We start from the raw sequence: 15,312 nt of genomic DNA on the forward strand, positions 1-15,312 counted from the left end.
CGTTGCAGCTATCTGCAACGCGTTTTATAATACCTGTTCTTCTTCCATTTGCCTCGTTACCCGGATAAACGCAACTGCCCCGCTTATCTCCTTTTCGGTTAGCTCCCTTTGATCGACAGTCAGCTTCGTACTCCCCCGCTCCGTCAGCTCCATTTGCTTATCAAAATGACGCCCCAGCAAATCGTCACAGCTTGTACCAAATAAGTCTGCCAGCATAATCAATGCCTCAAATGACGGACGCCGATATCCGGATTCGTAGCCTGCATAAGTGCTTTTTGCTATACCGAGACGGTCTGCGGTATCTTGCAGCGACCAATTTTTCTTTTTCCTTAATTCTGATAGCCGATCCAGATTCATCTTACTTCCCCCGCTCTATTATCTTCCTATTATTATAGCATCGTTTCGTACGCGATACGAATAATATATTCTTGATTAACCCTAATTCCTTCTCTATAATTAAGTTTAAAGTACGCAATTAGCGAATTACATTTGAGATAGATAGAAGAGGTGCAGGGAATGAAGAAGCTATTATTACTTACCACCGGCGGCACCATTGCATCAGTCGAAGGAGCAAACGGCCTATCACCGGCTGTAGATGCGAATGAATTGTTAAGCTTTGTTTCCAACATGGATAATGATTATACAATGGAAACAGTCTCACTTATGAATCTGGACAGCACAAACATGCAACCGGAAGATTGGGTGTCGATGGCTGAGGCAGTCAAAGATCATTATGATGCTTACGATGGCTTTGTCATCACGCACGGAACCGACACGATGGCTTATACGGCAGCGGCTCTGTCCTATATGCTGCAGAATGCGAGTAAACCAATTGTGATTACCGGCTCGCAAATACCGATTACATTTCAAAAAACAGATGCCAAGAAAAATATCAAAGATGCCATCCGGTTTGCCTGTGAAGAAATCGGGGGTGTCTACGTTGTATTCGATGGCCGCGTTATACAAGGAACACGGGCAATCAAGCTGCGGACGAAAAGCTATGATGCATTCGAAAGCATCAATTACCCTTACATCGCCTTCATCCATGAAGATGAGGTTGAATATAACAAAAAAATTCAAAGCGAAAAACTGCCGTTTACCGTTGATACTTCCCTCTGTACTGATGTACTCTTATTAAGGCTGTATCCGGGTCTCAAGCCCGAGATATTGGATGCTTTAGCGAGCATGTATAAAGGTATCGTAATTGAGAGCTATGGCAGCGGCGGTATTCCATTCGAAGGACGCGACCTTCTGGAAAAGATAAACGAATTGGTTGAAAGAGGTATTGTAGTCGTTATCACTACACAATGCTTAGAGGAAGGCGAAGACATGAGTATTTACGAAGTCGGCCGCCGCATCAATCAAGAGTTGGTGACTCGTTCAAGCAATATGAACACAGAGGCCATCGTTCCGAAGCTCATGTGGGCGCTCGGCCAATCCACTGATCCGAAGGAAGTTAAACGCATGATGGAAAGACCGATCGCTGAAGATATTACTATATGGCCCTCTTAAATAAGTGAAAAGGAAGGTTCAGGTCATGGCAGACTTACAAGAGAACTATCGGATTGAGAAAGACTTTCTGGGAGAAAAACAAATTATAAAAGATGCGTATTACGGAATTCAGACGCTGCGAGCGTCAGAGAATTTCCCGATAACTGGTTATCGCATCCATGAAGAAATGATCAAAGCGCTTGGTATTGTGAAAAAATCAGCTGCCCTTGCTAATATGGATGTAAAACGGTTGTATGAAGGGCTAGGCAATGCAATTGTTCAAGCATCAGATGAACTAATAAACGGCCAATGGCATGACCAGTTCATCGTGGATCCAATTCAAGGCGGTGCTGGAACTTCCATCAATATGAATGCTAATGAAGTCATCACGAATCGCGCCCTAGAGATCCTAGGTCATGAAAAAGGCGACTACCAGCATTTGAGCCCTAATACACATGTAAATATGTCTCAATCGACGAATGATGTATTTCCGACAGCAATTCATATTTCAACATTGAACATGCTCGAAAGATTGCTCGATACAATGGAATATATGCAAGGAGAATTCAAGAAGAAAGCAATACAGTTCGATTCTGTCATCAAAATGGGACGTACGCATCTTCAGGATGCGGTACCAATTCGTTTAGGTCAGGAATTCGAAGCTTACAGCCGTGTGCTGGAAAGAGATATTAAACGTATCAAACAGTCACGCCAGCACTTGTATGAGGTCAATATGGGAGCAACAGCCGTCGGTACAGGTTTGAATGCAAACCCGAAATATATTGAGGAAGTCGTAAAGCATTTGGCTGCCAACAGTGGTTTGCCGCTTGTAACTGCTGAGAATCTTGTGGATGCAACACAAAATACAGATGCCTATACTGAGGTTTCTGCTGCTCTGAAGGTTTGTATGATGAACATGTCCAAAATTGCGAATGACCTTCGCTTGATGGCTTCTGGTCCAAGAGCTGGACTGAATGAAATCAACCTGCCAGCACGGCAGCCGGGTTCGTCCATCATGCCAGGGAAAGTGAATCCAGTCATGGCTGAGCTAATCAACCAGATTGCATTCCAAGTAATCGGCAATGATAACACGATCTGCTTGGCCTCCGAAGCTGGGCAGCTTGAATTGAATGTCATGGAACCTGTACTCGTTTTCAACCTTTTACAGTCCATCAGCATCATGAATAATGGCTTCCGATCCTTCACAGATAACTGCCTGATCGGTATCGAAGCGAATGAAGCGTTGCTGAAGGAATATGTAGATAAAAGTGTTGGTTTGCTAACTGCAGTAAACCCGCATTTGGGATATGAAGTTGCTGCGCGGATTGCACGTGAAGCGATCCTTACGGGCAAATCCATCCGTGAGCTTTGCCTGCAACATGATGTATTAACCGAAGAAGAGCTTGATATTATCTTAAATCCTTACGAAATGACGAAACCGGGTATTGCAGGTGAGGAGCTTTTTGATAGATAATAGGAGGATGTGCGTGCGTTCCGATTTTTAAAAAACGGTATGCGCTGCACATTTTTATCCGTTTTCATATGTAAGCGGGTTCAATATCTTTTTAGGAGGACTGGACTTGAAAGAAGTAAGATTACCATCAATAACTCAAATCATCATCGTACTAGGCATCTTTCTAGCACTAGTATTATCTTTTACAGTCTATCTTGACCTGCCAATTCAGTTGGCTCTCTTCATCTCCTGGTTTGTTGTCATCATTTTGGGCATACGGCTTGGACATAAGTATCAAGATTTGCAAAAGTCAATTATGGATGGAATATCAAATGGACTGGAAGCTATATTAATCCTTGTAGCCGTGGGAACACTGATCGGTACCTGGATTGCTGGCGGAGTTGTGCCGACATTGATTTACTATGGTCTTGAATTTATTCATCCAAGTATCTTCCTGCTTGCAACATTGATCATTTGTGCTGTCATGTCTATTGCAACTGGAACATCTTGGGGAACAGCAGGAACAGCTGGTATTGCCATGATGGCAATTGGAGAAGGACTTGGTATGCCGCTGCCGCTCGTAGCCGGCGCTGTCCTATCTGGAGCATACTTTGGGGACAAGTTATCTCCGCTATCAGATAGTACGGTACTTGCATCTTCTTTATCCAAAGTTGATGTGCTTGAGCACGTGCGGGCTATGCTTTTCCTTTCCGTTCCGGCGTTTATCATCACTGCTATTCTGTTTACAGGGGCCGGTTTCATCTACGGTGGAGAAGATATCGATCAAGCAAGGGTTGATTCGCTGAAAACCGCACTGATGGATAATTTTGATATTGGCATTCTCATGCTAATTCCAGCTGTAGTGGTACTTGTGTTGCTGGCAATGAAGAAACCATCTTTGCCAGTCATAGTGACAGGTGCACTTCTTGGTGCAATCTGGGCATCCCTGTTCCAGGGAATGAATTTTGCAGAAGCTCTAGGAACCGCTTATAGCGGCTTCTCAATTGACACAGGCGTTAATTTCATCGATGGCATCCTCAACCGGGGTGGTGTGTTGGGTATGCTCGATACCTTGATGGTTATCATCTTCGGTCTTGGTTTTGGGGGGCTTTTGGAGAAGCTCGGTGTCCTGCAAGTGATTGTTTCCACTTTCGAAAAGAAACTTGTATCAGCAGGTAATACAACAGTTGCAACCTTAATCGTAGCATTCTTAGGCAATGTCCTCGGCTGTGCAATGTATGTTGCATTAATTCTGACACCTAAAATGATGGAAAAAACGTACGATAGGCAGCAGCTTGATCGTCGTGTCCTATCCCGTAACACAGAAGTCGGGGGCACATTGACTTCCGGGATGGTGCCTTGGTCGGATAACGGTATTTACATGGCCGGTATTCTGGGCGTTTCCACTTTCTCTTATTTACCTTTCATGTGGCTGAGTTTTGTAGCTATCGGACTGGCTATCATCTACGGCTATACTGGGAAGTTCATCTGGTACAACAAAGAAAAAACAGCAGTCGAAAGCTAAAAAAACACCTTCAAGCAATTATTGCTTGAAGGTGTTTTTGCATTACCAGCGCCAGAACAGGTTCTTCACCCAATTCCACACAGTTCCGATTATGTCTTTGACTAAATCAACAATCGGATGATTCGGCTTATCATCTTCATCCGGCTGATCAGGATCAGTCGGTGGTTCTTCCGGATCTACTGGCGGCTCCTCTGGTTCTACAGGAGGCTCAGTTGGTGTATCCTCGCCCACTTCGGAAATGCGTCCCTCTGCTTCATAGCTGATGGGCTCCATTTCGAAGCTGCGTACATATGCCACAGTTGCCTCCAGATCTTCTGGTCCCATTACAGGATTACGGCCGAGTTCGCTGATTGGACGATACTTATCACCTAATGATGTACCCATGAAGTTATTCACTGTCAGTGTGTATACTTTATTTTCGTCAATAGGTGAACCATCAGGAAGCTTGATATCCACAACCTGATTTGTTTCTCCATTCCATGTATACGTAAATCCGCTTATGCTGTAATCCGGACCGTAGGAAGTGATTTGAGCATTCAATATAGGCGCTAGATCTGCTCCATCGATTTCGAATGTCATGAGCGTATTATTGAAAGGCTGGATATTGAAGAGCTCACCCCAGGTGATATCACCTTCCAACAGGTCATCCCTGATTCCTCCGCCATTCATCATAGCAAAATCACTATTCATTGCTGCATTCATACCATCAGCAAGCAAGTTGCCAAGTGCATTATCACCTATTTCTCCTTTTACAGCATAACCGCCAGTCATCGTATTAGCAGCGACACCGACAACCTCGTTCATGATAGGTGCAACTTCTTCAGCATATTTAGCCAATATAGCTCCCACTGTCGGATCTGGCGTGTAGGAGGATTGATCTGCCCACACAATTTCAGCTTGCTTGGATACGATATCGCCTGTTTCGCGATCGATTTCCACATCCACATCAGAGAAGGCTTTTCCATACTCAGATGCTTGAACGATTAGTTTATTATCTACAGTCGCATTCACAACAGCGTGGTTATGGGCTGCGAAGATGATATCTACCTCATCATCAACTGCGTTCGCCATGTCGGCTGCATCACCTGTAGCGCTGTTTCCACTCTGCTCAGCTGGCATATGGGACAGGACAACAATAGCCTTAACGCCTTGTTCCTTCAGTTCTGCTGTTGCTTTATTGACTGCTTCCACTTCATCCGTAATGGTGATGTCCTGAATTCCTTCAGGCATGACCATACCAAGTGATGCTGTCGTATTCACTCCGATGAATCCGATTTTCTCTCCATCCACTTCCTGAATGCTGTAAGGAGGAAGAATCGTTTCACCGCTGTCTTTGTATACACAGTTGGCACAAAGTGTGGCAAAGTTTGTACCATCATAGCCAGGAGTTCCATTCGGATGCTCCCCGCCTTCCACGATACGCAAAAGCTCATCTGTTCCTTCATCCAGTTCATGGTTTCCGATTGTACCGACATCAAAGCCCATCGCTTCCATGATCTCAATCGTCGGCTCATCCTGGAGCAGAGCTGATACAGGTGAGCTGCCGCCAATCATATCTCCAGCATGTACTAGCAAACTATTCGGATTTTCTGCTTCCCGCTGTTTGATAGCCGCGGCAGTATAATCCATACGGCCGAATGTACCATCCATCGTACCATCTTCGTTTGTATCGAGTTCGTATTGCTGATCAATCTTGCCATGAAGGTCGTTCATACCAAGCAGCTGTACGGCCAGGTTATCTTCATTTGCCGGAGGCTCCGTACCGTCTGCTGCTGTATAGCCTTCCGCAATAGCATCCTCTTCTGTCCAGAAGAAGATTCGCTTCTCGACAGGAATAGATTCCCATTCAGCTGGAACTACGTATTCCTTTGTATCTGAGTTTCCAACATATTTATCCAAACCACCGCCATCATAGCGGGCCCGGAACTCAAACGGCAATTCCTCCAGTGGCGATTCAGGATTCCATATTCCTTTTTCCTGCTCTTTTGCATCCGCAACAGCTTGCTGGAATGTGTCATATTCGTTTGTATCTCCGATTGGAGAGATGAAATAAGTAACTGCTAGTCCTTCTTTCACCAATTCGAGATTCATATTTTCGCCTTCATCTGTGATAACCTGTGCTAGCAAACGACCATAATTATCTGTCGGCTCTTCTCCCACTTTAAGGGTAATCTCTTCGCCGGCAGATAGCTTGGACTTCAGATAATCTGACGCAGCTTTTCCATGATCCATTTGGTTCTGGTCTAAATCATTTTTGATCGCATGAAATGTCTCCGGTGTATCCGCATTTACAAAACGCACACGATCCGATCCTAAAACAGAGTCTTGGAGACGGATTGTATCTCCGTCAGTGACAGATTCTACAACTGCTTTGTACGTACCTTCCGTCTTAGGTGCTTCTGGCTGTTCTGCTGCTACCTGCATATCCTCTTGCTTACGAGGCAGGATCTGATAGCTATCGTATTGGCTTAGGATACCGGTAACGGTGTACCATTTCCCTTCTTCAATAGCCGAAACATCCAAAGCAGATTCCATGATACGCAATGTCACAGATTCATAGTTTTCATTGATGAACTGAACATTGTACCCACCGCCAGCTGGATTATCCGGAATATCCTTGATGTATCCTGCTACCTGGACAAGCTCTCCTTCTGCTGGTTCGGCTGTTGTTTCATCCTGAAGCTGACTGATCGTCATCTCTTCAGCTGAAGGTATGTCATTGTCAGCAGAAACGATTGTAATACCATCTTCTGCTGGTTCTATTTCGGTCAAACCTTTATAGCTCGTAATTTCCCCTGTAACGCGAATAAGGTCGCCTTCTTTAATGTCAGGAAAAGCAGTTGCATCCGTATGATAGATATTGATACCAGCTGTATCGTCTTGAAGGAATGTTGATAATTTCCCTCCGCCGATACTTGCATTATCTGCTGTAGCAATTCCTTCCACTGTTACCGTTTCACCAGTCTTGCCCTTCACATCCGCAACTGGCTGGACTGTACCTGCTTCTGGCTCTTCTTCAGGTTCCTCACCAGGCTGCTCTTGTCCATGAGAGCCGATTGTATCGAATGTATCTTTCTCCGTTACCTCCCACTGCTCTGAAACGAAGACTGTGCTGCCTTCGGTTACGTCAGTAGATCGGATGAGTCCGATATCCTTGGCTGTGTCCTGATCATTCCCGATTTCGCCAACCACATCCAGAACGGCGCCATCCTGCTGGAGAGCGACTGCATCATTTCCATTGAAGTTAATGACACTGCCGTTCGTCTGATCTGCTGCTGCAAGCAATGCTTCGCCCGCACGCGGGTTGGCAATCACATATGTATCACCAGCCTCCAATGTTCCCGACAAGGTCAATGTAGAAGTTGCTTCCGTATTACCATTGAAATATCCTGCCAGCTCGAATTGACTAAGATCAATTGGCTCGTTTGTCGGATTATAAAGCTCAATGGCTTTATTATAAGAGCTTCCTTCTACGTACTCCGATAAAATTGGTGCCGCAGCACGTTCTGCAGCTTGTACGCCAGAAGAGAAGCTCGGTAAAATCCCAGAACAAATAAGTGTGACTATTGCAAAAACAGATACGATCCTCTTGCCCATCTACATGATTCCCCCAAAATATTAGTAAGTTGCAAATACTGGCGAACTCCGTCATCTACCATACTAGCGGGAATCCAGTATTCCTGATATAGGAGGATAGGCATGATTCTGGTAAATTTTCTGTAAAGCAACTGGGATATTTGAAGCAAAAAGAAAAAAAGCAGCCGAAGCTGCTTTTTAACGTAGTGGATAGGCATCCATATAGGCCTTAGCTGCACGAAGGACACGCGCATCCTGGAATCGGTTAGCAGCTAGCTGCATCCCGATCGGCAAGCGTCCTTGTGAAAGTCCCGCTGGCAGGGATGCCGCCGGAAGACCAGTCACATTATAAGCATGTGTCATCATCCAGTCTGCATCTTCTTTCACTTGCTGCCCATCAATAACAGACGGTCCTAACAAATGATAATCGAAAGCTGGAACCGCCAGAGTCGGTGACAGCACCAAGTCATAATCCTGCAGCACCGTCTGCATCCTGTTCCAGACTGTCGAGCGATTTCGTTCGTACGCACGATAATCCGAAGCCATCAACGGCTTGCCCTTTTCGATCATATCGCGATAGGAATCAGACACCCATTCTGGATTGGTTTCTAGCAATTTAGCGCTGCCTGCCGCGGAAGACGCATACCACATGCTTGTAAAGAATCCATTGAATTCATGTCTATCCATATCAAAATTAAGATCTACTATCTCAACGGACATTCCGAGTGCCCGCCAATTATCGAATGTTGCTTCGATAACGTTTCTTACTTCCGGGTCAACAGCATACATTCCGAAATCAGGTGTATAGGCTATACGCAAACCTTGGGCTTGTTCCTCTAAGTAAGAAGAACCGATATGACTGTCTAAAAGCGGCAGACTGAAAGGATCCGTCGTAGACGGGCCTTGGACTGCCTCAAGGAAAAGCGCACTATCATCTGGATTATTCGAGAGCGGTCCATGATTGACGAACGGAGAACTGGATCCGAATACATTTCCCAAATTGTTATCCATCGGAATTCGGCCATATGTCGGCTTAAAGCCGAAAACGCCGCATAAGCTTGCTGGAATACGAATGGAACCTCCTCCATCGCTTCCCTCTGCCAGCGGCACCATTCCTGCAGCAACAGCTGCGGCGGCCCCGCCACTTGATCCGCCTGCTGTCTTGGAATGATCCCAAGGATTCACAGTCGCACCGAATACCATATTATCCGTCGTGCCTTTATGACCGAATTCAGGCGTGTTCGTCTTACCCATGATCAAAGCACCAGCTTGGCGTAGACGCTTGACGATCGTAGCGTCCCGATCAGCGATATGATCCTTATAAGCTGGTGAGCCAAAAGTGGTACGCATACCTTTTACCGGTGTAAGATCTTTGATCCCGACTGGAATACCATGCAGCAGTCCTGTCTCTTCCCCGCGCATGACTGCCGCTTCTGCCTCTTTCGCTTCTGCTAGCAACTTATCATTCATGGTAACGAACGCATTGATATCTCCATTTTTACTCTCTGTCTGATCCAAATAATAGGAAGCTACCTCAACTGGTGAGATTTCCTTATCTTTGATAGCCGTCACTAAATCACGTACTGTTTTGCCTTCCACTGTCATCGCCCCTTTTTATCCTCTACACGTATCATAACGCTAGCATGTCCAGCGTTCAACTGTCAGAGAATCATTGCTGCAATCCAGCCAAGTGCGATAACTGGCAAATTATAATGCAAGAAGGTTGGAACAACACTGTCCCAGATGTGATTGTGCTGACCATCTGCGTTCAAGCCTGCAGTAGGACCGAGTGTAGAATCTGATGCTGGAGAACCAGCATCACCAAGCGCGCCTGCTGTTCCAACTAAGGCAATAATGGCAAGCGGACTGAAGCCTAACTCTGCTGCCAATGGAACAAAAATAGTTGCGATAACAGGTATAGTTGAAAAAGAAGATCCGATACCCATAGTTACAAGAAGACCGACCACTAGCATCAATAGGGCACCTAAAGCTTGGCTGCCGTTAATCGCATTCGCCGCGCTCTTCACTAGTCCTTCGACATCGCCAGTCTCCCCAATAACATTCGCAAAACCAGATGCAGCAATCATGACGAAGCCGATAAATGCCATAAGCCGCATACCATTTGTCAAGATTGCATCTGCTTCCTTCCATTTCACAGTACCCGTTGCATACAAGATAATGATACCTGCAAGTGCACCGAAGATCATGGAGTCCGTCCAAATCTGAACAGACAATGCGGCAACGATAGCCAAAATGGAAAAGATTAATGTCCGTACTTTAAATTGAGACTTTTCTTTTACTTCTTCTGGAACAGGCAGCTCACGTTTTTCGTAGACACGTGGCTTTCGATAGGTAATGAGTGCAATCAATAATCCGACTACCATACCGCATGCAGGCAGAATCATCGCCTTCGTAACTTGATTTGCTGTTACTTCCAAACCATTTGAAGCAATATTACTGGCTACGAGACCCTGGAATATTTCCCCGTACCCGATAGGCAATGCCATATATGGCGTCACCAGCCCAAATGTAAGAATAGTCGCTGTCAGCCGACGGTCAATTTGCAAATCATTCAAGATAGACAACAAAGGCGGAATCAGCAACGGTATAAATGCAATATGCACCGGAATAGCATTCTGAGACAAACATGCCATGATCAAAATCAAAATTAAGACAAACGCCCTGGAACGCTTCTTGGAATAGTCAGTATCTTTTTTGCCGCTAATAGAAATAATGCCGCGAACCATTGCCTCGGGCAAACCGGTGCTTGCAATTGCGACAGCAAAACCGCCAAGCATCGCATAACTGAGGGCTACTTCAGCACCTCCGCCAACTCCGTCAGTAAATGCGGTTAATGTGCCATCCATCCCGAGACCGCCGACAAGACCGCCGAAGAGGGCACCGCATATGAGGGAAAATACTACATTGACTCGTAATAAACTTAGTATAAGTACTAAAACAACACCGATCACAACTGCGTTCACTTCAAATTCCTCCATCGCTTTATTATGGTAAAGTATTAAAGTACAATAACAGATGTTTCAACTTTTTGTCAATGAATTCGAGAGTAATCGGAAAATTCTCGACATAAGAAAAACCAGCATTGCTGCTGGTTTCCTCTCATTAATCCGATATAACTACATCAATCAATTCGAATGTGGTGACATCTGCAAGTCCTCGGTTTGTTATTCGAATTTCCGGAATAACTGCTAAGGCAATCAAGGAGAATGTCATAATCGGATCTGTTATGCTGCACCCGAGGTTTTCCCAGGCTTTCACGAGATCACTTACTTGTTCAACGACTGTTTCCAATGGCTGGTCAGACATGAGCCCGGCAATCGGCATCGGTAATTCTGCTAAAACTTTGCCATCCCGTACAGCAACAAGTCCGCCGCCGATTTCTGCCAAACGGTTCGCTGCAATAGCCATATCTTCGCGATCTACACCCATGACAAGCAGATTATGACTATCATGCGCCACTGTCGAAGCTACTGCTCCATGCTGGAATTGGAAGCCATGGACAAAAACATTGGATATTTGTCCGGTTCCTTTATGCCGCTCGATACACGCTAAATGGATAATATCCTGTTCCTTATCAATCTGTACTGCTCCATCCTGCACCTGCAAAGTGGCTGTCATCTTCTCTGTCCGCGCGCTTCCTTCAATTGCTTTGACGACATTTACCTTCACATCGCCATCTGGACGAGCTGTACGGTGAAGAAAATCGTCGGCTTTCATTTCACGCGCTAGATGAACGGAACTTCGCACAGCATCCGGATATATGTACGCTGGGAACGCTTGCTGCAGCTCTCCATTTTCAAACTGGATGCTTCCGTCTGCGATAACAAGGGATGCTTCCATCTGCTGCAAATCTTCTATAAGAAGCAAGTCTGCGAATTTACCGGCACTGATGCTGCCGATGTCATTTTCCATATGAAAATATCGAGCTGAGTTAATCGTAGCCAGTTGGATTGCTGTTACAGGATCAAGCCCTTCTTCTATTGCTCGGCGGACAACGTGGTTCATATGTCCTTTTGTAATCAACGTTTCCGGATAAACGTCATCCGTCACTAACGAAATATTGCGTGTGTCTACTTTATACTCCGTGATTACCTTAATAACTTCTTTCACATCTCGCCATGCTGATCCCTCGCGAATCTGTACATGTAAACCTGCACGAAGTTTAGCTAATGCATCTTCTTTGGCGATCGTTTCATGATCAGATGTAACACCTGCTGCGATATATGCTTGCAGCGCATATGGATCCTCTGAAGGGAAATGACCGGTAACTGTCTTTCCTGCTTTAATCGTCTCAGCTATTTCGCCATGCATTTTACTGTCTCCATGCACTACACCAGGAAAGTTCATCACTTCTCCCAGTCCTTGAACATTTTCCCACGTTAGACCTTCCTGTATATCCTTCACAGTCAGGCTTGCCCCGGCATCTTCCAAATCATCTGTAGCCGGTACACATGACGGGAAGGTCGTATACACTTTCAAAGGCAGCTGCTGCCCTTCCTCGTGCATATAACGAACGCCCTCAATACCGAATACGTTCGCAATCTCATGGGGATCCATGAATACCGTCGTTGTCCCTTTTGCAAGTGCTGCCTTGGAAAATTCCGTCACAGAAAGCATCGTACTCTCCACATGCATATGGCCGTCGATAAGACCAGGTACGATGTGCTGTCCATTTGCTTCTATCACTTTTGTGTCCGGTCCTTCATGCTCTTTCACTGCTTTACCGACTAACGCTATCCGATCACCTGAAACGACAACATCGGTATGCTCCAGCAGTTCTCCTGTGAATACGTTGACTAGCACTCCATCTCGGATAATCAGATCAGCGGGACGCTTTCCTAATGCAACCTCACCCAATCGTTTTGCCGCTTCAAATAATTTCGTTCTTTTCCCCACTGTGTTCAACTCCTATTATCCTTATACGTTATGCCCATAAACGTGTAAAAAAATGCCCGGTGCCATGGAACTCAGGCTCGGGAAACTCTCTTTCCTATACGCATTTATTTCTATATATAGAATCATACATCAGCTATACGCGTCAACCCTGATACCAAAAGAAACCGCCTTCAGAGGCGGTTTCCGGTTGTTATCTCTTTTTTGTATCAAGCGGTGTCAGTCTTGCTTCAATACTCTCCCGCTCCCCTTCGAGAAACGGCGGAAGTGCCAGCGTCTCACCTAAGGCATCCGGATTTTCATCCGTAGCGAATCCAGGTCCATCTGTTGCAAGCTCAAACAAAATACCATTCGGTTCCCGGAAATATAGTGATTGGAAGTAATAACGGTCTACCAGTCCAGAATTCGGCAAGTGAGCTGCATAAAGGATTTTCTTCGCTCGCTCCAATTCTTCCCTGTCTTTCACACGGAAAGCTACATGATGTACACTTCCGCGTCCGGGGCGCTCTCGCTGTAATCCAGGTACTACTTCTACCATTATTTCAGCGCCTGTGCCGCCTTGGCCAACTTCGTAGATATGTAGATTCGTACCATCAGTAAGTTTGGCCTCTGTTTTTTTGCGGAATCCCATTAATTCAAGCAAGACCCGCTCTGTCGGTGCAAGTTCTGGTACAGTCAGCTTAACTGGTCCAAGTCCAATGATGGCAAATTCCGCCGGAACATTGGTACCTTCCCAAGGAACACCTGCTGTTACGCCTTCGTTCTGTTCATCCGAAACGAGCATAAGCCGCTGCTTTTCTGGATCCTCAAAGAATAGAACCTTTCGCCCCTGCAGTTCAACTTCTTGTGACTGGATAGCATATTCTTCTAAACGCTCTGCCCAATAATGAATTGCTTTATCTGATGCGACACGCAAGGATGTAAGGGAAATGCTGTTATTCCCAGTATACGTGCGACCAGCACGGTGAATTTCGAAGAAGGTCAAATCCGTTCCCGGACTGCCAAGTTTGTCAGCATAAAAAAGGTGATACATTGACGTATCGTCCTGGTTGACTGTCTTTTTGACAAGCCGCATTCCCATTATTCTTGTATAAAAATCATAGTTATTCGCTGCGTTTGCTGTTATGGCTGAAACGTGGTGAATACCGTGAAGCTCCATCATCTGCTTCGCCCCCTAAACATACAATTTATTAGTTACTTACAAAATGTAACTTAGTTCAAACAAAAATGCAAATCGCCCCTTCCATTATTGGTAGAATAAAGTGAAGGAGGAGAATTATGCTGACAACACTTTATCTTGTGCGTCATGCGCATACCATTTATACACCTGATGAACGAAATCGGACATTATCTGAAAAGGGTTACAGTGATGCGAAGATAGTTCAGAAGTTATTAGCAACTGAACAAGTAGACTCATATATCTCAAGTCCCTATCGGCGCGCTTGGGAAACAATTGTGAGTGATGCTTCTACTGCTATACTGGATGAAAGACTGCGAGAGCGGCAAATTGCTGCTGATCCGGTTGATGATTTTCAGGAAGCTATGGATCGATTATGGTCATACGAAGAATATCAGTTTCCAGGTGGAGAATCGAACAAAGCTGCGAGAAAAAGAGGTCTTGATGCCCTCCAAGATATACTCACTGCTTATCCTGGTAAACGGGTCGCCATCGGAACGCATGGAAATCTGATGGTGCTGACGATGGGTCATTATGACAATCAATTCGATTATGCTTTCTGGAAACAGCTGCCGATGCCGGCTATTTGGAAGCTTACCTTTGATGGGCAGCAATACATACAAGCCGAGCCTTTATCCATACAAAAATAGCGGACATCATCTGTCCGCTATTTTCCATCCATATGCGATTTCAGGATAAGAGGCTCCATTAATCTGAAGTTTATCTTCGGCAATTTTCTTTCCGCCTAAGCCTTCATAAAAATGCCGCGCCTCATTGCCGACAAGCATCCAAGCGACGACACCCGTCATCCCTTCCGCTGTAAGCCGCTTCTCCAATGATTGCATAAGCAGCTTTCCAATCCCGCGCTTCGTATAATTGGGATCAAGATAAATTGCGTATACCTCTCCATCGTAATCAGAATGTACACTTTCCCGGCATCTGCCTCCGCTGATAAAGCCAACAATCGTTTCGTCTGCTTCTGCTACAAGAAGTAAGGATCCGGATTCCAGCACCTTCTCAAACCGAGCTGCTCTATCTTCCAGACGAATAGCAGCTAAATAGTCAGCCGGCAATATATGCTGATAAGCAAACTGCCAACTGAGCATACTGATTTCACCGATTCTATTACAGTCATCTTTTACTGCTTCACGTATAGTAACTGTCATCCTGATCCCC

Annotated in this window: 11 protein-coding genes; 4 read left to right on the forward strand and 7 right to left on the reverse strand. The window is 45.4% G+C overall.

The genetic code is table 11. The features are described from left to right. Window positions 1-24 precede the first annotated feature (24 nt). Window positions 25-357: a helix-turn-helix domain-containing protein gene (locus CHH48_RS11395; protein ID WP_095219222.1), complete on the reverse strand. Its 333-nt coding sequence runs from the start codon at window positions 355-357 to the stop codon at window positions 25-27. Window positions 358-516: 159 nt separating this feature from the next. On the opposite strand from CHH48_RS11395, the gene CHH48_RS11400 reads away from it, so the two are divergent. The 3 genes from CHH48_RS11400 (at window position 517) to nhaC (ending at window position 4,469) form a co-directional block, all read left to right on the forward strand. Next, window positions 517-1,512, forward strand: a complete 996-nt coding sequence (locus CHH48_RS11400; RefSeq protein ID WP_095219221.1) for an asparaginase — start codon at window positions 517-519, stop codon at window positions 1,510-1,512. 25 nt (window positions 1,513-1,537) lie between these two features. Next, on the forward strand, window positions 1,538-2,965 hold the full coding sequence (gene aspA / locus CHH48_RS11405) for an aspartate ammonia-lyase (RefSeq protein ID WP_095219220.1): 1,428 nt from the start codon (window positions 1,538-1,540) through the stop codon (window positions 2,963-2,965). Window positions 2,966-3,071: 106 nt separating this feature from the next. Beyond that, the gene (nhaC, locus tag CHH48_RS11410; RefSeq protein ID WP_095219219.1) at window positions 3,072-4,469 is read left to right on the forward strand and encodes a Na+/H+ antiporter NhaC; all 1,398 of its coding nucleotides are present in this window, start codon (window positions 3,072-3,074) and stop codon (window positions 4,467-4,469) included. Between the two features lie 42 nt (window positions 4,470-4,511). Here the strand turns inward: nhaC and CHH48_RS11415 are convergent, their stop codons facing one another. The 5 genes from CHH48_RS11415 to CHH48_RS11435 form a co-directional block, all read right to left on the reverse strand. Beyond that, entirely contained in the window at window positions 4,512-8,066 is a 3,555-nt protein-coding gene (locus CHH48_RS11415) for a 5'-nucleotidase C-terminal domain-containing protein (protein ID WP_095219218.1), read from the reverse strand. A gap of 177 nt (window positions 8,067-8,243) precedes the next feature. Then, on the reverse strand, window positions 8,244-9,644 hold the full coding sequence (locus CHH48_RS11420) for an amidase (RefSeq protein WP_176466420.1): 1,401 nt from the start codon (window positions 9,642-9,644) through the stop codon (window positions 8,244-8,246). 62 nt (window positions 9,645-9,706) lie between these two features. Then, window positions 9,707-11,029 carry a Na+/H+ antiporter family protein gene (locus CHH48_RS11425; protein ID WP_095219216.1) on the reverse strand — a complete coding sequence of 441 codons (1,323 nt, stop codon included), beginning with the start codon at window positions 11,027-11,029 and terminating at the stop codon, window positions 9,707-9,709. Between the two features lie 139 nt (window positions 11,030-11,168). Continuing rightward, window positions 11,169-12,962, reverse strand: a complete 1,794-nt coding sequence (gene ade, locus CHH48_RS11430) for an adenine deaminase (protein WP_428848884.1) — start codon at window positions 12,960-12,962, stop codon at window positions 11,169-11,171. Between the two features lie 190 nt (window positions 12,963-13,152). Beyond that, the gene (locus CHH48_RS11435) at window positions 13,153-14,118 is read right to left on the reverse strand and encodes a ring-cleaving dioxygenase (RefSeq protein WP_095219268.1); all 966 of its coding nucleotides are present in this window, start codon (window positions 14,116-14,118) and stop codon (window positions 13,153-13,155) included. A 119-nt stretch (window positions 14,119-14,237) separates the two neighbouring features. Here CHH48_RS11435 and CHH48_RS11440 point away from each other — a divergent pair, with 119 nt between their 5' ends. Next, window positions 14,238-14,786: a histidine phosphatase family protein gene (locus tag CHH48_RS11440; protein ID WP_095219214.1), complete on the forward strand. Its 549-nt coding sequence runs from the start codon at window positions 14,238-14,240 to the stop codon at window positions 14,784-14,786. A 6-nt stretch (window positions 14,787-14,792) separates the two neighbouring features. Here CHH48_RS11440 and CHH48_RS11445 read toward each other — a convergent pair whose 3' ends face one another. Then, a complete protein-coding gene (locus tag CHH48_RS11445; protein ID WP_095219213.1) occupies window positions 14,793-15,302 on the reverse strand; it encodes a GNAT family N-acetyltransferase in 510 nt (169 codons plus the stop codon). Window positions 15,303-15,312: the final 10 nt, after the last annotated feature.

Source organism: Terribacillus saccharophilus (assembly GCF_002272075.1).
Taxonomy (GTDB): Bacteria; Bacillota; Bacilli; order Bacillales; family Amphibacillaceae; genus Terribacillus; species Terribacillus saccharophilus_A.